This window comes from Polaromonas sp. P5_D5, assembly GCF_054049435.1.
Window position 1 is genome coordinate 569840 of sequence record NZ_JBFUMJ010000001.1, and the last position, 21754, is coordinate 591593.

Consider the following 21754-nt stretch of genomic DNA (forward strand, 5'->3'; position numbering starts at 1 on the left):
GGCTTGGGATTCAGCGGTACTTGGCGTCAGCCGCGCGACTGGCGGCGATTTCGGATTCATACCGGTCACCCACGGCCAGCAGCATCTCTTTGGTGAAATACAGGTCACCGCGTTTTTCGCCGTGGTATTCAAAGATGTGAGTCTCGACGATGGAGTCGACCGGGCAGCTTTCTTCGCAGAAACCGCAGAAGATGCATTTGGTCAGGTCGATGTCGTAGCGCGAGGTGCGGCGGCTGCCGTCTTCGCGCACGTCAGATTCGATGGTGATGGCCATGGCCGGGCACACCGCTTCGCAGAGCTTGCAGGCGATGCAGCGCTCTTCGCCGTTTTCATAACGGCGCAGCGCGTGCAGGCCGCGAAAACGCGGGCTCAGCGGGGTTTTTTCCTCAGGGAACTGGACCGTGATCTTGCGGCTGAACATGTACTTGCCAGTCAGGGCCATGCCCTTGAACAGCTCGGTGAGCATGAAGCTCGACGCAAAGTCTTTGATGGAAGCTACGGTGGACATATCAATTTCCTGCGGAAGTGGAGCTTGCCGGCGATGCGTTGATGCAAGCAGGGGCCGCGGGACTGGCTTTGCCAGACCGCAGGCGCAGCGGCCCCCTCGGGGGGCAGAGAGCTACACGAAGTGAGCGAACGTGGGGGCTCATAGTCACTTCCAGATGTTGTACGGCGTCTGCATCCAGGCCCCGACGACCACCAGCCAGACCAGGGTCACGGGGATAAAAATCTTCCAACCCAAACGCATGATCTGGTCATAACGAAAGCGCGGGAAGGTGGCGCGCACCCACAGGAACATGGTGACGACCACAAAGGTCTTGGCGCCTAGCCAGATCCAGCCGGGGATGAAGCTCAGGGCTTCAACAGGCGGCAGCCATCCGCCCAGGAACAGCAGCACGGCCAGGATGGCGACCAGCCACATGTTCGCGTATTCAGCGAGAAAGAACATCGCGAAAGCCATGCCCGAGTACTCGACCATATGGCCAGCCACGATTTCGGACTCGCCTTCGACGACGTCGAAGGGGTGGCGGTTGGTCTCAGCCAGGCCGGAGATGAAGTACACGACAAAGATCGGCAGCAGTGGCAGCCAGTTCCAGGACAGGAAAGTCCAGCCATGGCTGGCCAGCGTGCCCTTGCCCTGGCTCATCACGATGTCTGTCATGTTGAGACTGCCCGACACCATGAGCACCACCACCAGGCAGAAGCCCATCGCGATTTCATAGCTGACCATTTGCGCCGAAGCGCGCATGGCGCCCAGAAAGGCGTATTTGGAGTTCGAAGCCCATCCCGCGATGATCACGCCATAGACCTCGAGTGAGGTAATAGCCATCAGGAATAGCAAGCCTGCATTGATGTTGGCCAGCGCGATCTCGGGCCCGAAGGGAATCACGGCCCAGGCGGCCAGGGCCGGCATGATGGTCATGATGGGGCCGAGCACAAACAGGCCCTTGCTGGCTGCCGTGGGGATGATGATTTCCTTGGTCAGCAGCTTGAGCGCATCGGCAATCGGCTGCAGCAGGCCGAAAGGCCCGACCCGGTTGGGGCCCAGGCGAATCTGGGTGAAGCCGATGGCCTTGCGTTCCCACAAGGTGAGGTAGGCCACCAGACCCATCAGCGGCAACAGCACGCAGACGATTTTGATGAGCGTCCACAACACTGGCCACACCGTGGCTGGCCAGATGCCGCCCATCAAACCCTGGCCGAAGGCGAAGATTCCATCAATCATGCCGTCACTCCTTCGAGCCTGGCTTCGAGGCCGGCGGCCTGGCGGGCATCCGCCGTCAGCTGCAGCGATGTCGCGCGCCTGACCAGCCCGTCGAGCTGGTAAATGCTGGCCACCGCAGGCACCTGGACGATAACGGCCGACAGGTCGATAGCGGCCTGGGTGCTGTTGCCGAGCTTGTCCGCGGGAAGCTGCGCCGCATCGGCACCCGCGACCTGCTTGAGTACGTCCTGCGAGGATTCGAAATCAAAGCCGGGCAAGCCCAGCACGTTGGCGAGCACGCGCAGCACCTTCCAGGCCGGACGGGTATCGCCCAGCGGCTTGACGACGGCGTGAAAGCTTTGCACGCGGCCCTCGGCGTTCACAAAGGTGCCGGGCGTTTCGGTGAAAGGCGCAATCGGCAGCAGCACATCGCTGAAGCCCATGTTGGCCTTGAAAGGGCTCAGCGTCACGACCATCTGTGCGGCGTTGAGCGAAGACTTGGCACTGGCGCCGGCAGCCGAGTCAAACTCGGGTTCGTTGTTGAGCAGAATCACGGCCTTGAGCTGGCCGCCCAGCATCTGACCGGCATTCAGGCCCTTGCCGGCAGGCAAGGCGCCGGCCAGTTGGGCACCCACGGTATTGGCGGCTTCTGTCAGGTAACCCACGGTGGCGCCGGTCTGCGCGCCTATCCAGTTGGCAAGCGCCAGCAGGCTGGAAGCGTTGGCATGGTGCGCTGCGGCGTTGCCCAGCAGGATGGCTTTGCGCTCGCCGCCCTGCAGGGACTTGGCGATGGCCTTGGCGGCATCGGTGGCCTGGCCGACGGCCGGCGCCGTGACGCCTTTGTCGGCGGCAATCGCTGCCGCCACATCGGCCAGGGACTGGGTCCAGGCTTCGGGCGCTGCCAGCAGCCTATTGGCGACAGGCATGGCCCACGCGTCGGCGTTTGCCAGTTCGGCGGCGGAGTTAATGGCGCTCAACGCCCCGCCCTTGCGGACAGCCTGACGTATGCGCTGCGCGAACAGCGGATGGTCCTTGCGCAGGTTAGACCCGACCACCAGCACGCGCTGCAGCTGCGACAGCGAGGCGATGGAGGTGCCCAGCCAGCGGATGGCCGAGGGCGGGGCGAACTCGGCGTTGCGCAGGCGGTAATCGATGTTCTCGCTGCCCAGGCCGCGCATCAGGGAGGCGGCCAGGTACAGCTCTTCGAGCGTGCTGTGCGGGCTAGCCAGAGTACCGATGCTGCCGGCGCCGTGATCGGCCTTGATCTGCTTGAGGCCGTTGGCCACGTATTCAAGGGCGGTCTGCCAGTCGACGGTTTTCCATTCGCCGCCTTGCTTGAGCATGGGGCTGGTCAGGCGCTCATCGCCGTTGAGGGCTTCATACGAAAAGCGGTCGCGATCGGCGATCCAGCATTCGTTGACGTCTTCGTTCTCCAGGGGCACGACACGCATGACCTTGTTGCTCTTGACCTGGACGATCAGGTTGGCACCGGTCGAATCGTGCGGGCTGACCGACTTGCGGCGCGACAGCTCCCAGGTACGGGCGCTGTAGCGGAAAGGCTTGCTGGTCAGCGCGCCAACCGGGCAGATGTCGATCATGTTGCCGGACAGCTCGGAATCCACCGACATGCCGACGAAGGTTTCGATCTCGGCGTGTTCGCCGCGATGCGACATGCCGAGTTCCATCACGCCGGCCACTTCCTGGCCGAAGCGCACGCAGCGCGTGCAATGGATGCAGCGGCTCATTTCCTGCATGGAAATCAGCGGGCCGACGTCCTTGTGGAAGACCACGCGCTTTTCTTCTTCGTAGCGCGATTCGCTGCCGCCGTAACCTACGGCAAGATCCTGCAACTGACACTCGCCGCCCTGATCGCAGATCGGGCAGTCCAGCGGGTGATTGATCAGCAGGAACTCCATCACGCCCTTCTGGGCCTTGATGGCTTTGTCGTTCTTGGTGCGCACGATCATGCCTTGCGTGACGGGCGTAGCGCAGGCCGGCATGGGCTTGGGCGCCTTCTCCACGTCGACCAGGCACATGCGGCAGTTGGCGGCAATGCTGAGTTTCTTGTGATAGCAGAAGTGCGGAATGTAGGTGCCGGCTTTTTCGGCCGCATGCATCACCGTGCTGCCTTCCAGCACTTCCACCTTCTGGCCGTCGAGTTCTATTTCAACCATATTTTTTTCTTTCCGCTACTCAGGCTTGCGCAGCAGCCGAAGCCTGGGATGTGGGAGCCTGAGGGGCTGGCGTCTTGATCATGGCTTCAAACTCATGGCGGAAATGCTTGATCATGGCGCGCACCGGCATGGCCGCAGCGTCGCCCAGCGCGCAGATGGTGCGGCCCTGGATGTTGTCAGCCACCGAGTTGAGCAGGTCCATGTCGGTTTGTTTGCCGTGGCCGTTGTGGATGCGGTCCACGACGCGCCAGAGCCAGCCCGTGCCTTCGCGGCAGGGGGTACATTGGCCGCAGGATTCGTGCATGTAGAAGTAGGACAGGCGCTTAAGCGACTCGACCATACAGCGGCTGTCGTCCATCACGATCACCGCACCCGAGCCCAGCATGGAGCCGGCCTTGGCGATGGAGTCGTAGTCCATGGTGCATTCCATCATGATGGAAGCCGGCAACACGGGCGCCGACGACCCACCGGGAATCACGGCCTTGAGTGTGCGACCCTTGCGCACGCCGCCGGCGAGTTCGAGCAGCCTGGAGAACGGCGTGCCCATGGGTACTTCGTAGTTGCCGGGCAGCTCGACGTCGCCCGAAACCGAATAGATCTTGGTGCCGCCGTTGTTGGGCTTGCCGCATTCAAGGTAGGCCTGGCCGCCGTTGCGGATGATCCAGGGCACGGCCGCAAAGGTCTCGGTGTTGTTGATGGTGGTGGGCTTGCCATAGAGACCGAAGCTGGCCGGGAACGGCGGCTTGAAGCGCGGCTGGCCTTTTTTGCCTTCGAGCGATTCGAGCAGCGCGGTTTCTTCGCCGCAGATGTAGGCGCCGAAACCGTGCGAGGCGTGGAGCTGAAAGCTGTAACCGCTGCCGAAAATGTTGTCGCCCAGCAGGCCGGCAGCGCGTGCTTCTTCCAGGGCTTCTTCAAAGCGCTGGTAGGTCGCGAAGATTTCGCCGTGAATGTAGTTGTAACCCACGCTGATGCCCATGGCGTAGGCGGCGATCGCCATGCCCTCGATCACGCTGTGCGGGTTGTACTGCATGATGTCGCGATCTTTGCAGGTGCCCGGCTCACCCTCATCCGAGTTGCAGACCAGGTATTTCTGGCCCGGGAACTGGCGCGGCATGAAGCTCCACTTGAGCCCGGTCGGGAAACCCGCGCCGCCGCGGCCGCGCAAGCTGCCGGCCTTGACTTCAGCGATGACCTGGTCGGGCGTCATGCCCTCGCCGCCATCCTGTTTCAGGATCTTGCGCAGGGCCTGGTAGCCGCCACGGGCTTCGTAATCCTTGAGGCGCCAGTTGCTGCCGTCGAGGTCAGCCAGAATTTGCGGGTTGATGTGCCGGCCGTGAAAGCAGGTCTGCACGCCGGTGGCCGAGAACTGGGACAGCACGCTTTGCGCGGCTGCGCTGTGGGGATTCAGGGGTGCGAGCGTCATGGTTGCTTTGCCTCGGCGGATTGAAGGCCTTCGATGAGCTGGTCCAGCTTCTCGTTGCTCATGAAGCTGCACATGGTGAGGTCATTGACGAGCATCACCGGGGAATCCGCGCAGGCGCCCAGGCATTCGGATTGCTGCAGCGTGAAGAGGCCGTCGGCACTGGTCTCGCCCATGGCGATGCCCAGTTTGTGCTCCAGGTGCTTCAGCGCCTTGGCGCCGTCGCGCAGCTGGCAAGGCAGGTTGGTGCAGACGTTGAGCTTGTACTTGCCAACGGGGCGCTGGTTGTACATGTTGTAGAAGGTGGTGACTTCATGCACGGCGATGGGCGCCATGCCGAGGTATTCGGCCACGACTTTTTCGCTCTCGGCGCTCACGTAGCCGTGCTCTTCCTGCAGGACGGTCAGGCAGGCCATGACGGCCGACTGTTTCTGGTCCGCGGGGTATTTGGCGACTTCGCGGTCGAAGCGCGCTCTGGTTTGTTCAGAAATCATGGGGGAAACCATCCGGTTTAGCGATCAATCTCACCGAACACAATGTCCATGGTGCCGATCACGGCGACGGCATCGGCGATCATGTGGCCGCGCGACATTTCGTCCATGGCCGCAAGGTGCGGGAAACCCGGCGGACGAATCTTCAGGCGATACGGCTTGTTGGCGCCGTCGCTGACGATGTAGATACCAAACTCGCCCTTGGGGTGCTCGACCGCCGCATAGGCTTCGCCTTCGGGCACATGGAAGCCTTCGGTGAAGAGCTTGAAGTGGTGGATCAGCTCTTCCATGTTGGTCTTCATGGATTCGCGGTCGGGTGCGGCCACCTTGTGGTTGCTGGTGATCACAGGTCCGGGGTTGACACGCAACCAGTCAATGCACTGCTTGATGATGCGGTTGGACTGGCGCATCTCTTCGATACGGACGAGGTAACGGTCGTAGCAGTCGCCGGTCTTGCCGACCGGGATGTCGAAGTCCATCTTGTCGTAGACATCATAGGGCTGCTGCTTGCGCAAGTCCCAGGCGAAACCCGAGCCGCGGAGCATGGGGCCGGTGAAGCCGAGGTTGAGGGCACGCTCAGGCGACACAACGCCGACACCGACGGTGCGCTGCTTCCAGATGCGGTTGTCCGTCAGCAGGGTTTCGTACTCATCGACATAACCGGGGAATTTGTTGCTGAAGTCCTCGATGAAGTCGAGCAAAGAACCCTGGCGGTTCTCGTTGAGCGCCGCGATGGCCTTGGCGTTCTTGACCTTGCTGACGCGGTATTGCGGCATGCTGTCGGGCAGGTCGCGGTAGACGCCGCCCGGGCGGAAGTAGGCCGCATGCATGCGCGCGCCGGACACGGCCTCGTACATGTCGAAGAGCGCCTCTCGTTCGCGGAAACAATAAATCAGGATGTTCATCGCGCCGCAGTCGAAACCGTGCGCGCCCAGCCACAGCAGGTGGTTGAGCAGGCGCGTGATTTCGGCGTACATCACGCGGATGTACTGCGCGCGAACCGGCACGTCGACGCCGAGCAGTTTTTCGATGGCCAGACAGTAGGCATGCTCGTTGGACATCATCGAGACATAGTCCAGCCTGTCCATGTAGGGCAGCGACTGGATGTAGGTCTTGCTTTCGGCGAGTTTTTCGGTCGCGCGGTGCAGCAGGCCGATATGCGGGTCGGCGCGCTGAATCACTTCGCCGTCGAGCTCGAGCACCAGGCGCAGCACACCGTGTGCCGCGGGATGCTGTGGCCCAAAGTTGAGCGTGTAGTTTTTGATTTCTGCCATGTGGGGTATCTCTTGCAAGCGCCGCTTACTGCAGCCCGCCATAGTTGTCTTCGCGGATCACACGGGGAGTGATCTCACGCGGCTCGATGGTGACCGGCTGGTAAATCACGCGCTTTTGCTCGGGGTCGTAGCGCATTTCCACGTGGCCCGAAGTCGGGAAGTCCTTGCGGAAAGGATGGCCGATGAAGCCGTAGTCGGTCAGGATGCGGCGCAGGTCGTTGTGGCCCTCGAAGATGATCCCGTAGAGGTCGAAGGCCTCGCGCTCGAACCAGTTGGCCGAGTTCCAGATGCCATTGAGCGAATCCACCACGGGGAAATCATCGTCGGGGCAGAACACCTTGAGGCGAACACGCTGGTTGAGGCTGACCGACAACAGATGCGACGCCACGCAATAGCGCAAACCGTCGTATTGGCCGTCCTTGTATTCGGAGTAATCGACGCCGCACAGGTCGATCAGTTGCTCGAAGCGGCAACCGGGCGCATCACGTAACTGGGTTGCGGCAGCCAGGTAGTCGGCAGCAGAAACCGTAAGAGTGATCTCACCGAGCGCGATGTTCAGATTCTTGACTTTGTCGCCGAGCACTGCACGAATCGTTTCGGCGAGTTGCTCCATGGAAACAGGAGAAGAGGACATGTCTTATGCCCTCGCAATCGTGTTGGTGCGACGAATTTTCTGCTGCAGCTGGATGATGCCGTACATCAGCGCTTCCGCTGTGGGTGGGCAGCCGGGCACATACACGTCAACCGGCACGATACGGTCGCAGCCGCGAACCACGGAGTAACTGTAGTGATAATAGCCGCCGCCATTGGCGCAAGAGCCCATGGACAACACCCAGCGCGGCTCGGACATCTGGTCATACACCTTGCGCAGTGCCGGTCCCATCTTGTTGCACAGCGTGCCAGCCACGATCATCAGGTCGGACTGACGTGGGCTGGGACGAAACAACATGCCGAAGCGATCCAGGTCGTAACGCGCCGCGCCCGCATGCATCATTTCGACGGCGCAGCAGGCCAGGCCGAACGTCATGGGCCAAAGCGAACCCGTCTTGGCCCAGTTCACCACCGAGTCGTAACTCGTGGTCATGAAGCCTTCGTTGAAAACACCTTCAAGTGACATACCCGTACCTTTGTGGCGTGACCCGCCTAGAGAACCCTCGGGATCTTCTTATTTCATTTCCAAATCAAACTTGCACTTTGTCGGCCCGCCTTGCCGTGCCTTAGCACTGTCTACGGCGGACCTTCGCGTTCACGCTCGATTTGGAAATGAAATCACTCCCAGTCCAGCGCACCCTTTTTCCACTCGTAGACAAAGCCCACGACCAGAATGCCCAGGAAAATCATGACGGACCAGAAACCGACGGGGCCGATTTCCTTGAGCGCCACGGCCCAAGGAAAAAGAAACGCGATTTCGAGGTCAAAAAGAATGAAGAGGATGGCGACCAGGTAGTAGCGCACATCGAATTTCATGCGGGCATCTTCGAAAGCCTCGAAGCCGCATTCGTAAGGGGAATTTTTTTCGCTGTCGGGACGCACAGGGCCCAACAAACGCCCCAGGACCTGAGGCACCACACCGACACCCACACCCACCAGAATAAACAAAAGAACAGGAAGGTATTGATCGAGGTTCATCGTGGATTCAACTTCTGAAAAGCCACTTGCGCGGTTGCTTCAGCTTGCCGTTTGAGCCGACAGCACTGCCGGAGCGTTGCTGCCGATGCATGTCAATCTGGTGCGGACGGCGAGACTCGAACTCGCACACCTTTCGGCACTACCCCCTCAAGATAGCGTGTCTACCAATTTCACCACGTCCGCGGTATTTAACTGCCTGGATGGCATGAGGAACCTTGCGGTTTTGGCTTTCCAGACAGTCTTAGAGTTTACCCCGAAATATTGCTGCTCCCGACTGCGGGCAACAGCAAAATCTCGTTATTTCGTCGGGATTTGCGCAGCACCGGAGGCGGCAGGTGCAGGCGGGACAGGAACAGCAGTGCCGGTGCCCGCAGGTGCAGAGGTTCCCGGAATCTGGGCCGCGCCGGAAGCTGCAGCAGCCGGCGCCGGAGCGGTCACGGCGGCCCCCTCCAGGACGCTGGAGCTTGTGCGTGCAGGAGCATTGCCAAAGTAAGCAAGCAGCAAGGTGCAGGCAAAAAACAACGCGGCGAGAACACCGGTAGTGCGTGACAGGAAATTGGCACTGCCGCTGGCGCCAAAAAGACTGCCCGAACCGCCGCTGCCAAATGCCGCGCCCATGTCTGCGCCCTTGCCGTGTTGCACCAGGATCAGGCCAATCATGCCGAGTGCCGAGAGCATTTGCACGGCGAGGACAATGGTTAATACAACGTTCATATCTACTCCTAAATTAATAGCGTTCTGCGCTCGTCAGTTGCGGGCTGCAGCAATAATTGTCAAAAAATCGGGGGCTTTGAGCGAGGCACCGCCAATCAGGCCGCCATCGATATCGGACTGGGCCAGCAGCGTTGCCGCGTTGGCCGCATTCATGCTGCCGCCATACAGGATTTTCACGCGGGCAAACTGGTCGGTTGCCGCTTTCAGCTGGGTCCGCAGCACTGCATGCACCGCCTGCGCCTCGTCCGGTGACGCCGTCTTGCCGGTACCGATAGCCCATACGGGTTCGTAGGCCACCACGATTTCGCTGATGCAATGACCGTTGGTATGTATGACTGCGGCCAGCTGACGCTTGACGACCTCTTCAGTGTGGCCGGCTTCACGCTCTGCCAGGGTTTCACCCACGCAGACAATGGGCGTGATGCCGGCGGCGAGTGCCGCCTTGGCTTTGTCTGCCACCAGCTGATCCGTTTCACCGTGGTACTGGCGGCGTTCCGAATGGCCGACGATGACATAACGCACCGTCAACTCTTTGAGCATGGACGCTGCGACTTCTCCGGTATACGCACCTGCTTCGTGAGCAGACACGTCCTGCGCACCGAGAGAAAGCATCGGGTTGCCTGATTCGTCACGGCTTCGATCTTGGTAATCCTGTACCTGCACAAAGTACGGAAACGGCACACAAACAGCAACGCCGCAAGCCGGGGGCTTCGCCTTCAATCCGGCAAGCACAGCGTCAAGCAAGGCCTTGTTCTGGCCAAACTTGCCGTTCATCTTCCAGTTTCCCGCAATGAGTTTTTTCATTCTTGGCTCACCAGGTCAAAACGATCTTGCCGACATGCTGGTTGGACTCCATCAGCGCGTGCGCCTTGGCTGCATCCGCAGCGGCAAACGTGCTGTGAATCACCGGCTTGACAGCGCCGCTGGCAATCAGCGGCCAGACTTTTTCTTTCAAGGCCTTCGCAATCGCGGTCTTGAATTCAACAGATCGCGCACGCAGGGTTGAACCGGTGACGGTCAAGCGCTTGCGCAACACCAATCCTGCATTGATCTCGGACTTGACCCCGCCCTGTATCGCAATGATGACCAGACGGCCGTCTTCGGCCATGCAGTCAACTTCTCGCGCAACATAACCACCGGCAACCATATCAAGAATGACGTCGACGCCCTTCCCGTTGGTCAGCTTTTTTGCCTCTTCTGCAAAGTCGCTGGTCTTGTAGTTGATGGCATGGTCCGCGCCCAGGGCCACACAGGCAGCGCATTTTTCGTCGCTGCCGGCCGTTACCAGCACCGTGGCCCCCAAGGCCTTGGCAATCTGGATGGCCGTAACGCCGATACCGCTGGAACCGCCCTGGATCAGCAAGGTTTCACCCGGCTGCAGGTAAGCGCGCTCAAACACATTGCTCCAGACGGTGAAAAAAGTCTCGGGCAAAGATGCCGCCTCGATGTCGCTCAGCCCTGAAGGCACCGGCAGGCACTGCCCAATCGGAGCAACGCACAACTCGGCATAGCCACCACCGGCGACCAACGCGCAGACACGGTCACCGATTTTGAGACCGGCTGCAGTCATGGCCCCGGCATCGCCGGACACGATCACACCCGCGACCTCAAGCCCGGGAATGTCGGACGCCCCTGGCGGTACCGGGTAGTGACCCATGCGCTGAAGAACATCAGGGCGGTTGACGCCACTGGCGCTCACGCGGATCACTACCTCGCCAGAACCTTCGATGGGCGCCGGGCGATCAGCCAGGCACAACACCTCAGGCTTGCCGTAGGAGGTAATTTCAACAACTTTCATGGCGTATCAAGGTCATTTGAGCCGCCAGCCCTCTGTACAAGAGCGCAAGCAGCTACAAAATCAATAGCGGATATTGATCAGCCCCGGTCCTGGTCCTGGGCCGGACGATCCAGCAGGGCCTTCATCGACAGCTTGACACGGCCTTTTTCGTCGGTCTCAAGAACCTTGACCTTGACGATCTGGCCTTCGCTCAGGTAGTCGGTGACCTTCTCGACGCGCTCGTGGGCGATCTGGCTGATGTGCAGCAGGCCGTCCTTGCCGGGCAGCAGGTTGATCAGTGCACCGAAGTCCAGGATCTTGGTGACCGGGCCTTCGTAGACCTTGCCGATTTCGACTTCTGCGGTGATCTCGGCGATGCGGCGCTTGGCTTCATCGGCCTTGGCGCTGTCGTTCGACGCGATGGTGATGGTGCCGTCTTCTTCGATGTTGATCTGCGTGCCGGTTTCTTCGGTCAGCGCGCGGATGACGGCGCCGCCCTTGCCGATCACGTCGCGGATCTTCTCGGGATTGATCTTCATCACATAGAGGCGCGGCGCGAAGTCGGAGACTTCGGCCTTGGCTTCACCCATGGCTTCCTGCATCTTGCCCAGGATGTGCATGCGGGCTTCCTTGGCCTGGGCCAGTGCGACCTGCATGATTTCCTTGGTGATGCCCTGGATCTTGATGTCCATCTGCAGCGCGGTGATACCGAAGGTGGTACCCGCAACCTTGAAGTCCATGTCGCCCAGGTGATCTTCATCACCCAGGATGTCGGTCAGCACGGCAAAGCGGTTGTCTTCCTTGATCAGGCCCATGGCGATACCGGCCACGTGGGCTTTCATCGGCACGCCGGCGTCCATCAGCGACAGGCAGCCGCCGCAAACCGAAGCCATCGACGAGGAGCCATTGGACTCGGTGATCTCAGACACCACACGCATGGTGTACGGGAATTCTTCCTTTGTGGGCAGCACGGCGATCAGCGCGCGCTTCGCAAGCCGCCCATGACCAATCTCGCGGCGTTTTGGCGAACCAACACGGCCGGTTTCGCCGGTGGCGAACGGGGGCATGTTGTAGTGCAGCATGAAGCGGTCTTCGTAGTCGCCCGACAGTGCGTCGATGCGCTGCGCGTCGCGCTCGGTACCCAGTGTGGTCACGACCAACGCCTGGGTTTCGCCACGCGTGAAGAGGGCCGAACCGTGGGTGCGTGGCAGCACGCTGTTGCGGATTTCAATCGCGCGCACGGTGCGTGTGTCGCGGCCGTCGATACGGGGCTCGCCGGCCAGGATCTGGCTGCGAACGATCTTGGCTTCGATGTCGAACAGCATGCCTTCAACGGCCACGCCGTCGAATTCAACGCCGTCAGCCTTCAGTGCGGCCATCACCTCGGAAGTCACCACGCGGCAGGCTTGCGTACGGGCTTGCTTGGCGCGGATCTGGTACGCGGCTTGCAGCTTGGCGCCGGCCAGTTCGTTGACCCTGGCGATCAGCGGTTCGTTCTTGGCGGGAGCTTTCCAGTCCCAGACCGGCTTGCCGGCGTCGCGCACGAGTTCGTGGATCGCGTTGATGGCGATGTTGCCCTGCTCATGGCCGAACACCACGGCGCCGAGCATGATTTCTTCGGACAGTTGCTGGGCTTCGGACTCGACCATCAGCACGGCGGCTTCAGTGCCGGCCACGACGAGGTCCATCTTCGAATCCTTGAGCTGGGTCTTGCCGGGGTTCAGAACGTATTGGCCGTCGATGTAAGCAACGCGGGCGGCGCCGATGGGGCCGTTGAACGGGATGCCGGAGATCGACAAGGCGGCGCTCGAAGCGATCAGCGCGGGGATGTCGCCTTCCACTTCAGGGTTCAACGACAGCACGTGGATCACGACCTGCACTTCGTTGAAGAAGCCTTCGGGGAACAGCGGGCGAATCGGGCGGTCGATCAGGCGGGAGGTCAGCGTTTCGAATTCGCTGGGGCGGCCTTCGCGCTTGAAGAAGCTGCCGGGAATGCGGCCGGCGGCGTAGGTTTTCTCAAGGTAGTCAACCGTCAGGGGGAAGAAATCCTGGCCGGGCTTGGCATCGGTCTTGGCAACCACGGTGGCCAGCACCACGGTGCCGTCCATATCAACGATGACGGCGCCGCTGGACTGGCGTGCGATTTCGCCGGTTTCCATCGTGACTTTGTGCTGGCCCCATTGGAAAGACTTGGTGACTTTGTTGAAAATGCTCATGTTCTTATCTCCACTAAATTCACGCACTTGAGGCAGTGCGGGAGGCCCGGAGCGGCGGCTGGCTGAACACGATGCCATTCCACAAAATGCCTGGGATCAGAGGCCTGACCAGGGCTTTTCTTGTGGAATGACACAGCGCGTGCTCGTTTTGCCTTGCTCCGAAGTAAAAAGCGCCTGAGCTAGTGAACTAACTCAGGCGCTTTCAAATCGTTGTTACCGATTACTTGCGCAGGCCAAGCTTGGCGATCAGCGCGGTGTAACGTTCGGCATCTTTGGACTTCAGGTAGTCCAGCAGCTTGCGGCGGCGGCTCACCATGCGCAGCAGACCGCGGCGGCCATGGTGATCCTTGGCGTTGGCCTTGAAATGGGGGGTCAGTTCGTTGATGCGGCCGGTCAGCAGCGCCACTTGAACTTCAGGGCTGCCGGTGTCGCCGGCGGCACGTGCGTTGGCCTGAACGATTTCGGCCTTGATTGATTTTGCAATCATGTTTTCTCTTTCTTGCACCGAGGTGCGCTTGCGAGCGAAGCAGCGTTCCCGACATGGGAGTTGAATAAACCGCTTTCGTCGTGTTCCGGCATGAAAAGGCCCCTAAAACTTCTATCTGGGGCCTCAATTTGCGCAGAGCCTTGGATTATAGCCCAAGCCAGCGCCTCAGGCGCCCCACCCCCTGCCCAAGCCTGTCCACGTCCTGGCTGGCGAAACACCAGCGCAGCCAGCCCTGGGCCTCCGGGCCTGGGTTGACCATGAAGGCATTGCCGGGCGCCAGACCCAGCCCGGCCTCCACGACCAGGCGTTTGGCCGTCTCCAGCGAGTCCCCAAAGCGCGCCTGGTCTTCCAGCCTGAAAAAGGCGTACATGCCGCCTTTGGCCGGCGCCAACTGCACGCCCGGCACGGCCTGCAGCAGCGGCACCAAAGTGTCGCGGCAGGTTTTCAGATGGGCAACCACCCGGGGCGTGATATCGGCCGTGCGTTCGATAGCCACCAGCCCGGCCCGCTGCACGAACACCGGCGCGCAGGAGGTGTTGAACTCCACCAGCTTGCCCATGTGTGGCGTCATGGCAGCCGGCATCACCAGCCAGCCCAGGCGCCACCCGGTCATCAAAAAGCTCTTGGAAAAGCTGTGAACGACCACCAGTCGATCCTCGGGCGCGGCGATATCCAGAAAACTGGGGGCGCAACCGTTAGGGGTGGCCTCGTAATAAAGCCGTTCATAGACCTCGTCCGCCAGGATCCAGGTCCCGGTCTTGCGGCAATGCGCCAGGATGGCCTCCTGCTCGGCGCGCGACAGCGTCCAGCCAGTGGGATTGTTGGGCGCGTTGACGATGAGTAGTTTGGTTTTCGGCGTGATGGCGGCCAGTAGCTCGGCCACATCAAGCCGCCACTCGCCTGCCACCGGCTTGAGGCTGACGCATTTGACCTGCGCGCCCATGATGGCCGGCTGGGCCGTCAGGTTGGGCCAGACAGGCGTCACGGCCACAACTTCGTCGCCGGCATCCACCAGCGCCTGCACCGCCAGCATTAGCGCATTGACGCCGCCGGAAGTCACAGCGATGCGCTCGGCCGTGATCGGCGCGGCCCCCGCACAGCGCAGGCCCGTCGCGTAATTGGCAATAGCCTCCCGCAGCTCTGGCAAGCCCAGGTTTTGCGCATAAAAAGTCTCGCCCTGCTGCAACGATGCAGCCGCCGCATCGCGGATAAACGCGGGCGTGACCTCATCGCTCTCGCCAAACCAGAACTTGAGGACGTCATCGCGCCCCATGCCCGCGTTGGCCACCTGGCGGATCATCGATTCTTCAAGATCTAAAACAGTTTTTCTCATGGATAGTCCGTCCGCCTGCCGGCTTCAATCAATTATTCAATCAGCCAATTTGAACTCAAGGCCGGACCATCTTGCAGCTGTTGGGCTGCTCGGCCTTTTCGGGCGAAATAGTCTTGATGACGCGAAAACCGTAGCCGGAACCCTCCACGTCAAATTTCACACCCGGCGAACCCTGCTTGCCCATCAACGCCACCAGCAGCGGCTGCTGGAACTGGTGGTCGGCCGAGCGCATCGCGCCTTTGTGGCCCGCAAAAGTGACCGTACTGCGCTCAAGCTGCGCCGCCACCGCGCCGGCGTCAGCACTGCCCGCTTTGTCAAGGCTTTGGGCCAGGGCCTCAATCATCAGCTGCATGCGCATATGCACATAGTCGTCCTGAGGCTTGGGAAAGCGCTGGCGGAAGGACTGGTAGAAGGCTTCGGACTGCACGCCCGCCTCATTCGGGAACCAGTCGGCCACCGCGATCACCTTGCCTACGCCGGCATCGCCCAGCGCGCCCGGCACGCCCAGCGCGTTGCCGTAGAAGGTATAGAACTTGCCCTCGTAACCGACTTCCCTTGCCGCCTTGATCAACAGCGTCAGGTCGTTACCCCAGTTGCCCGTAAGCACTGCCTGCGCTCCGCTGGCCTTGATCTTCGCGGCATAGGGAATGAAGTCCTTGACACGGCCCAGCGCGTGCAACTCGTCGCCCACGATCTGCACGTCGGGTCGCTGCGCACCCAGTTGCTTGCGCGCCTCGCGCAGCACGGCCTGGCCGAAACTGTAGTCCTGGCCGATCAGGTAAATGCTTTTGAGCGCCTTGTCGTCCCGGAGCACATCCATGAGCGCGGCCATGCGCATGTCTGCATGCGCATCAAAGCGGAAATGCCAGTAGCTGCACTTTTCATTCGTCAGGATCGGGTCGACCGCCGAGTAGTTGAGAAACAGCACGCGCTTGTTCGGCTCACGTTCGTTGTGCTTGTTGATGGCGTCGATCAGCACAGCCGCAATCGCGGAGGAATTGCCCTGTGCAACGATGGTCACGCCGTCGTCGATCGCCGAGCGCAATGCCGCCAGCGCCTCTTCGTTCTGGCCCTTGCTGTCGTAGCGCTCAACGACCAGGTTGCGCGGGCCGCCTGCCAGCTTCACACCGCCGCGGGCATTGACGCGCTCAGTGGCCCAGACGAGGTTTCGGAACACCGCTTCGCCGGTATTGGCGAATGCGCCTGACAGGCTTTCGATCAGCGCAATACGAACAGGTGCCGGCACAGGCGGCTGGCTTGCGGTCTGCGCGAACGCCGCCGCCGAGGCGCAAAGACATAGGGCCATGAGGAAGCGTTTCAAGTGTTTCTGCATAAAAAAATAGACCCTGGTCTTTTGCCTGATTTGGCTTGAATAAACCGCTTGCACACCTAACTGGGGTGCAAGCGGCAATCACGGTGAGCGCCGCGCAGTGTAAGGGGAAAACACCCCTTGTTCATCCATCAAGGAATAGCCATGTTTTACTCTCTCGCCCATCGCCCTGCCCGTGCCTTTCAACGCCACTACGCACCCGTCGTGAGCAACGGCGCCCTGGAAAAATTCCTCAACGATACCTTCTCGTCGCTGTCTGACACCGGCGCCGCCAAGGCTGCCAACGTGGAAGACCTCGAGAAGGCCTATACCCTGCAATTCGACGTTCCCGGCCTGGCCCGCGAACAACTGGATATCGGCATTGAAGGCGACGTGGTTCGTGTCTCCAGCAAGGAAGACGCACCCCGCAAGATCAAGGCCGCATGGCGCTTCCCGCTGGAAATCGATACCGCCAACAGCAGCGCCAAACTGGAAAACGGCGTGTTGACCCTGACACTGGGCAAAAAAGTCCCTGTCAGCAACGTCACCCACCTCGACATCCAGTAGCCACCGACCAAAGCCGGGTAGCCGTCCCTGCCAGCCAGGGCCGCAGAACCGGCTTTGCCGGGCCGCAGGCGCAGCGGCCCCCTCGGGGGGCAGGAAGCTACGCGGCGCGAGCGACCGTGGGGGTCAAACTCCAGCGCGGCTTCACATCAAACGTGTAGTCGCGCTGAAGCGTTTCAAGCCCGGCTTGCAGGCGCATGCCAGCCGCCAGGGCAATCATGGCGCCGTTGTCGGTGCATAAATGCAGCTCGGGGTAATGCACGCGGATGCCGCGCTGTTTGCATACGGTATTGAGTTGGCTGCGCAGCAACGCATTGGCGCCCACGCCGCCAGCCACCACCAGGCGCTTCAACCCGGTTTGCGTCATGGCTGTGAGTGATTTTTTCACCAGCACTTCAACGATGGCCGCCTGCGTAGACGCGGCCAGATCGGCTTTGCGGCTTTCCAGATCCGGCCCCAGTTTTTTGGCCTGCGTCAGCACCGCGGTTTTGAGCCCGGCAAAGGAAAAATCAAGATCGCCGCTGTGCAGCAAGGGTCGCGGCAACTTAAAGGCCGCGCCGTCACCGCCCTCAGCCAGCTTCGACAGATGTGGCCCTCCTGGATAAGGCAGGCCCATCAGCTTGGCCGACTTGTCAAAGGCCTCACCCGCCGCATCGTCAATGGTTTCACCCAGCAATTCATAACTTCCCACACGGTCCACGCGCATCAATTGGGTATGCCCGCCGGATACCAGTAGCGCCACAAAAGGAAATTCAGGCGGGTCGGCACTCAAAAAAGGCGACAGCAAATGCCCTTCCAGGTGATGCACACCCATGGCCGGCTTGCCCAGCGCCGCCGCCAGCGAGCAGGCCACACCCGCCCCCACGAGCAACGCACCTGCAAGCCCAGGGCCGCGCGTATAAGCCACCACATCTACCTGTGCAAGGCTGCTTCCCGCCTCTGCCATGACCTGATGTGTCAAGGGCAAGACGCGCCGGATATGGTCCCGGCTGGCCAGCTCGGGCACCACACCGCCATACGCCTGGTGCATGTCTATCTGGCTAAACAAGGCGTGCGACAGCAGGCGCGGCACTCCGCCGCCGCTGGCATCCACCAGCGCCACACCGGTTTCATCGCAACTCGATTCGATTCCTAGAACTAGCATCGTCCAAGTGTAGACCCACCCCCGTCCAGGCTCACTGCGTGTAGCCTGTTCCCCCCTCCAGGGGGCGGCGCCTGCGGTCTGGCAAAGCCAGTCCCGCGGCTGCCCGCTGGTACTCTTTAACCCAGCATGAGCCGTGGAACCGGCTTTGCCGGGCCGCAGGCGGGCGGCACCCCTCGTGGGGCAAGGAGTTACACGCAGTGAACGACTGTGGGGGCACGTTTCTTGCACGACTACGCACATGACACCGTCCCAATCCCTGCGCCTTGTCATCATCGCCCCGGATCTGCTGGAGTCCGTGTCCGATGACGCCCATGCGCGGGAGCTGGCCGAGCGCTCGCGCCAGCTGCGTATCGGCCTGCTGGAAAACGGTTACAACATCGTCGCAGTGCTCCCGGCCGATACCTTCCTGGACGAGCGCCTGGCGCAACTGCAACCCGACATGATCATCGTGGACGCCGAAAGTGAGGCCCGCGATTCGCTGGAGCATGTGGTCATGGCAACGCGGGACGCCCGCCGGCCCATCGTGCTGTTCACCAACGACAACGACACCAGCCACGTGAAGGATGCCGTCGCCGCCGGCGTGTCGGCCTATGTGGTGGCCGGCCTCTCCCCGGATCGAATCCGCCCCATCCTGGATGTGGCCATGGCGCGCTTTGAACACGAACAGGGCCTGCGCAAAGAACTGGCCCATGCCAAAACAGAGCTGCATGACCGAAAAGTCATAGACCGGGCCAAAGGCATGCTGATGCAGCGCCAGGGATTGTCTGAGCAGGCCGCTTACGAAAAGCTGCGCAAGGCCGCCATGGACAAGGGCCTTCGACTGGGTGAAGTTGCCCAGCGCATGCTGGACGCCCTGGACCTGCTGGGCTGAATCGCCGGCCAGGCCTCAATAAACCCTCAATTGGTGCGGCGCACAAATACGGTGCAAGCATCAACCTGCAACCCTGCGTCATCCCGCCCCGCAACTGCCCACAGCGCACTTCACATGGCTCGCGCAACTGGGCGCACCCACTCTCAAAACCACCGCGTCCTAACGACACCCGCCAACCCTGGCACAGCTTTTGCAATGCCCTAGGCACTGGTCAAAGATGGCCAACCGGCACAGCACTTCAATGGCGAAGTGTGTGGTGCCCCCAAGGAACAAAGGCGTTCGCACCCTGCATCACGTTCAACGTGTTGCCCGGGTCGAGCGCCTTTTTTGTTTTTGTCTTTCGTTTTTAACTATCAGGAGCCGCCAACATGACTGAACTGCTGAAATCTTCGCTGACACGCCGCACCGTGCTGCAGGCCGCGGCCGTAGGCGCCGTGGGCATCAACCCCGCCCTGCGCGCTGCCGTGTACGCCCAGGGCTCCGACGCGCCGGAGAAAAAGGAAGTGAAGATCGGCTTCATACCGCTGACCGACTGCGCCTCCGTGGTCATGGCCTCGGTGCTGGGCATTGACCAGAAATATGGCGTCAAGATCATCCCGACCAAAGAAGCCAGCTGGGCCGGTGTGCGCGACAAGCTCGTCAACGGCGAGCTGGACTTCGCCCACGTGCTCTACGGCCTGGTCTACGGCGTGCACATGGGCACGGCAGGCCCCAAGAAAGACATGGCTGTGCTGATGACGCTCAACAACAACGGCCAGGCCATCACGCTGTCCAAAAAACTCGCCGACAAAGGCGCGGTTGACGGCGCGGGCCTGGCCAAGCTCATGGCGACCGACAAGCGCGAATACACCTTCGCCCAGACCTTCCCCACCGGCACCCACGCCATGTGGCTCTACTACTGGCTGGCTGCCAATGGCATCAATCCGATGAAGGATGCCAAAGTCATCACCGTGCCGCCGCCGCAGATGGTGGCCAACATGCGCGTGGGCAACATGGACGGCTTCTGCGTGGGCGAGCCTTGGGGCCACCGCGCCATCATCGACGGCATCGGCGTGACCGCCGTGACCACCCAGGACGTCTGGAAGGACCACCCAGAAAAAGTACTAGGCACCACCGCCGACTTCGTCAAGAAATACCCCAACACCGCGCGTGCCGTGACCGCCGCCATCATCGAAGCCGGCAAGTGGATTGACGCCAGCCTCTCCAACAAAAACAAGATGGCCGAGACCGTGGCCGACAAGAGCTACGTCAACACCAGCGTGGACGCCATCAACCAGCGCATCCTGGGCCGCTACCAGAACGGCATGGGCAAGACCTGGGACGACCCGAACTACATGAAGTTCTACAACGACGGTGCGGTGAGCTTCCCTTACCTGTCCGACGGCATGTGGTTCCTCACACAGCACAAGCGCTGGGGCCTGATCAAGGACCATCCAGACTACCTGGGCATTGCCAAGCAAATCAACCACATCGACGTCTACAAGCAGGCAGCCACGGCGGCCAAGGCCAGCGTTCCCAAAGACATCATGCGCAGCAGCAAGCTGATGGACGGCACCGTGTGGGACGGCAAGGACCCGAAAAAATACGCCGACAGTTTCAAGGTTCACGCCTGAACACCCACGCGATATCCACGCTACACCCCACCCAACCTTCCTACGTAAAGAGGTGACGCCATGGTCAGTGCCGTATTTCACAACCCGCTGGAGGCGGCAACCCCGGCAAGCCGCAGCAACGAAAGGCCCAGAGATGCTGCCGCTATCAATTCGATAGCTGGTGGCGCTCATCCAACGGGCGCTACAGCCCAAAACAGCATGAACGCTCCAACAAAACCCACCCCCATCACCAAGCCATCCGGCGATGCCTCCTGGCTCTGGCTCAGCGTCCTGCCCCCCCTCCTGGGCCTGGGTTTGCTGGTGCTGATCTGGGAGCTTGTTTTCATGGGCACGGCCGGCAGCATTCCCTCGCCCAAAGACACCTTTGTGCAGGCGGTGCAGATCTTCAGTGATCCGTTCTACAGCAAGGGGCCGAATGACCAGGGTGTGGGCTGGAACGTGCTGTCGTCACTCAAGCGCGTGGCCATGGGCTTCGGCATGGCGGCTGTCGTCGGCATACCGGTCGGCTTCATGATCGGCCGTTTCAATTTTTTGAGCCGCATGTTCAACCCGCTGATCAGCCTCTTGCGCCCGGTGTCGCCGCTGGCCTGGTTGCCGATTGGTCTGCTGGTCTTCAAGGGCGCCAACCCGGCCGCCATCTGGACCATCTTCATCTGCTCCATCTGGCCCATGATCATCAACACGGCTGTAGGTGTGCAACGCGTGCCCCAGGACTACATGAACGTGGCTCGCGTGCTCAACCTCAGCGAGTGGAAGATAGTGACCAAGATTCTCTTTCCTGCCGTGCTGCCCTACATGCTGACCGGCGTTCGTCTGGCTGTCGGCACCGCCTGGCTGGTGATCGTGGCGGCAGAGATGCTGACCGGCGGCGTCGGCATCGGCTTCTGGGTCTGGGACGAGTGGAACAACCTCAACGTCAAGAACATCATCATCGCGATCTTCGTGATCGGCATCGTCGGCCTGGTGCTGGAGTTCGCCTTGATCAAGCTCGCCACAGCCTTCACGTTTGAAGAAGTCAAGAACTGAACCGCTC

At 61.1% G+C, this 21754-nt stretch carries 21 protein-coding genes and 1 tRNA gene; 4 read left to right on the plus strand and 18 right to left on the minus strand.

The window, feature by feature from the left end; genetic code table 11:
• Positions 1 to 10: 10 nt before the first annotated feature.
• From nuoI to ACXJKE_RS02930, 17 genes are all read right to left on the minus strand, one after another.
• On the minus strand, positions 11 to 508 hold the full coding sequence (nuoI, locus tag ACXJKE_RS02850) for an NADH-quinone oxidoreductase subunit NuoI (protein ID WP_457279060.1): 498 nt from the start codon (positions 506 to 508) through the stop codon (positions 11 to 13).
• A 144-nt stretch (positions 509 to 652) separates the two neighbouring features.
• Complete coding sequence (gene nuoH, locus ACXJKE_RS02855; protein ID WP_457279061.1) at positions 653 to 1726, minus strand: NADH-quinone oxidoreductase subunit NuoH; 1074 nt, start codon at positions 1724 to 1726, stop codon at positions 653 to 655.
• Positions 1723 to 3879, minus strand: a complete 2157-nt coding sequence (gene nuoG, locus ACXJKE_RS02860) for an NADH-quinone oxidoreductase subunit NuoG (RefSeq protein ID WP_457279062.1) — start codon at positions 3877 to 3879, stop codon at positions 1723 to 1725. The genes nuoH and nuoG overlap by 4 nt, the downstream gene beginning before the upstream one ends.
• Before the next feature lie 19 nt (positions 3880 to 3898).
• The gene (gene nuoF / locus ACXJKE_RS02865; protein ID WP_457279063.1) at positions 3899 to 5302 is read right to left on the minus strand and encodes an NADH-quinone oxidoreductase subunit NuoF; all 1404 of its coding nucleotides are present in this window, start codon (positions 5300 to 5302) and stop codon (positions 3899 to 3901) included.
• Positions 5299 to 5793 (minus strand): NADH-quinone oxidoreductase subunit NuoE, encoded by a 495-nt coding sequence (nuoE, locus tag ACXJKE_RS02870; protein WP_457279064.1) that lies wholly within the window; start codon positions 5791 to 5793, stop codon positions 5299 to 5301. The genes nuoF and nuoE overlap by 4 nt, the downstream gene beginning before the upstream one ends.
• Positions 5794 to 5810: 17 nt before the next feature.
• Positions 5811 to 7064 (minus strand): NADH-quinone oxidoreductase subunit D, encoded by a 1254-nt coding sequence (locus tag ACXJKE_RS02875; RefSeq protein ID WP_457279065.1) that lies wholly within the window; start codon positions 7062 to 7064, stop codon positions 5811 to 5813.
• A gap of 25 nt (positions 7065 to 7089) precedes the next feature.
• Positions 7090 to 7698 (minus strand): NADH-quinone oxidoreductase subunit C, encoded by a 609-nt coding sequence (locus tag ACXJKE_RS02880; RefSeq protein ID WP_457279066.1) that lies wholly within the window; start codon positions 7696 to 7698, stop codon positions 7090 to 7092.
• Positions 7699 to 7701: 3 nt separating this feature from the next.
• On the minus strand, positions 7702 to 8181 hold the full coding sequence (locus tag ACXJKE_RS02885) for a NuoB/complex I 20 kDa subunit family protein (RefSeq protein ID WP_007864469.1): 480 nt from the start codon (positions 8179 to 8181) through the stop codon (positions 7702 to 7704).
• Between the two features lie 152 nt (positions 8182 to 8333).
• Positions 8334 to 8693 carry an NADH-quinone oxidoreductase subunit A gene (locus ACXJKE_RS02890; RefSeq protein WP_007864471.1) on the minus strand — a complete coding sequence of 120 codons (360 nt, stop codon included), beginning with the start codon at positions 8691 to 8693 and terminating at the stop codon, positions 8334 to 8336.
• A gap of 98 nt (positions 8694 to 8791) precedes the next feature.
• Positions 8792 to 8876 (minus strand) — tRNA-Leu (locus tag ACXJKE_RS02895).
• A gap of 114 nt (positions 8877 to 8990) precedes the next feature.
• Positions 8991 to 9407 (minus strand): preprotein translocase subunit SecG, encoded by a 417-nt coding sequence (secG, locus tag ACXJKE_RS02900; RefSeq protein WP_457279067.1) that lies wholly within the window; start codon positions 9405 to 9407, stop codon positions 8991 to 8993.
• A gap of 33 nt (positions 9408 to 9440) precedes the next feature.
• The gene (tpiA, locus tag ACXJKE_RS02905) at positions 9441 to 10211 is read right to left on the minus strand and encodes a triose-phosphate isomerase (RefSeq protein WP_457279068.1); all 771 of its coding nucleotides are present in this window, start codon (positions 10209 to 10211) and stop codon (positions 9441 to 9443) included.
• 7 nt (positions 10212 to 10218) lie between these two features.
• Entirely contained in the window at positions 10219 to 11205 is a 987-nt protein-coding gene (locus ACXJKE_RS02910) for an NAD(P)H-quinone oxidoreductase (RefSeq protein ID WP_457279069.1), read from the minus strand.
• Positions 11206 to 11282: 77 nt separating this feature from the next.
• Positions 11283 to 13400, minus strand: a complete 2118-nt coding sequence (gene pnp, locus ACXJKE_RS02915) for a polyribonucleotide nucleotidyltransferase (protein ID WP_457279070.1) — start codon at positions 13398 to 13400, stop codon at positions 11283 to 11285.
• Between the two features lie 220 nt (positions 13401 to 13620).
• Entirely contained in the window at positions 13621 to 13887 is a 267-nt protein-coding gene (gene rpsO, locus ACXJKE_RS02920) for a 30S ribosomal protein S15 (protein ID WP_348046953.1), read from the minus strand.
• Between the two features lie 145 nt (positions 13888 to 14032).
• Positions 14033 to 15220, minus strand: a complete 1188-nt coding sequence (locus ACXJKE_RS02925) for a pyridoxal phosphate-dependent aminotransferase (protein ID WP_457279071.1) — start codon at positions 15218 to 15220, stop codon at positions 14033 to 14035.
• A 55-nt stretch (positions 15221 to 15275) separates the two neighbouring features.
• A complete protein-coding gene (locus ACXJKE_RS02930; RefSeq protein WP_457279072.1) occupies positions 15276 to 16526 on the minus strand; it encodes a branched-chain amino acid ABC transporter substrate-binding protein in 1251 nt (416 codons plus the stop codon).
• Positions 16527 to 16694: 168 nt separating this feature from the next.
• Between ACXJKE_RS02930 and ACXJKE_RS02935 the strand changes: the two genes are divergently transcribed.
• Entirely contained in the window at positions 16695 to 17096 is a 402-nt protein-coding gene (locus ACXJKE_RS02935; protein ID WP_457279073.1) for an Hsp20/alpha crystallin family protein, read from the plus strand.
• Positions 17097 to 17193: 97 nt separating this feature from the next.
• Here ACXJKE_RS02935 and tsaD read toward each other — a convergent pair whose 3' ends face one another.
• Positions 17194 to 18237, minus strand: a complete 1044-nt coding sequence (tsaD, locus tag ACXJKE_RS02940) for a tRNA (adenosine(37)-N6)-threonylcarbamoyltransferase complex transferase subunit TsaD (RefSeq protein ID WP_457279074.1) — start codon at positions 18235 to 18237, stop codon at positions 17194 to 17196.
• Positions 18238 to 18475: 238 nt separating this feature from the next.
• Here tsaD and ACXJKE_RS02945 point away from each other — a divergent pair, with 238 nt between their 5' ends.
• From ACXJKE_RS02945 to ntrB, 3 genes are all read left to right on the plus strand, one after another.
• On the plus strand, positions 18476 to 19108 hold the full coding sequence (locus tag ACXJKE_RS02945; protein ID WP_457279075.1) for an ANTAR domain-containing response regulator: 633 nt from the start codon (positions 18476 to 18478) through the stop codon (positions 19106 to 19108).
• 368 nt (positions 19109 to 19476) lie between these two features.
• Complete coding sequence (locus ACXJKE_RS02950) at positions 19477 to 20721, plus strand: ABC transporter substrate-binding protein (protein ID WP_457279076.1); 1245 nt, start codon at positions 19477 to 19479, stop codon at positions 20719 to 20721.
• A gap of 198 nt (positions 20722 to 20919) precedes the next feature.
• Positions 20920 to 21747: a nitrate ABC transporter permease gene (gene ntrB, locus ACXJKE_RS02955; RefSeq protein WP_457279077.1), complete on the plus strand. Its 828-nt coding sequence runs from the start codon at positions 20920 to 20922 to the stop codon at positions 21745 to 21747.
• Positions 21748 to 21754: the final 7 nt, after the last annotated feature.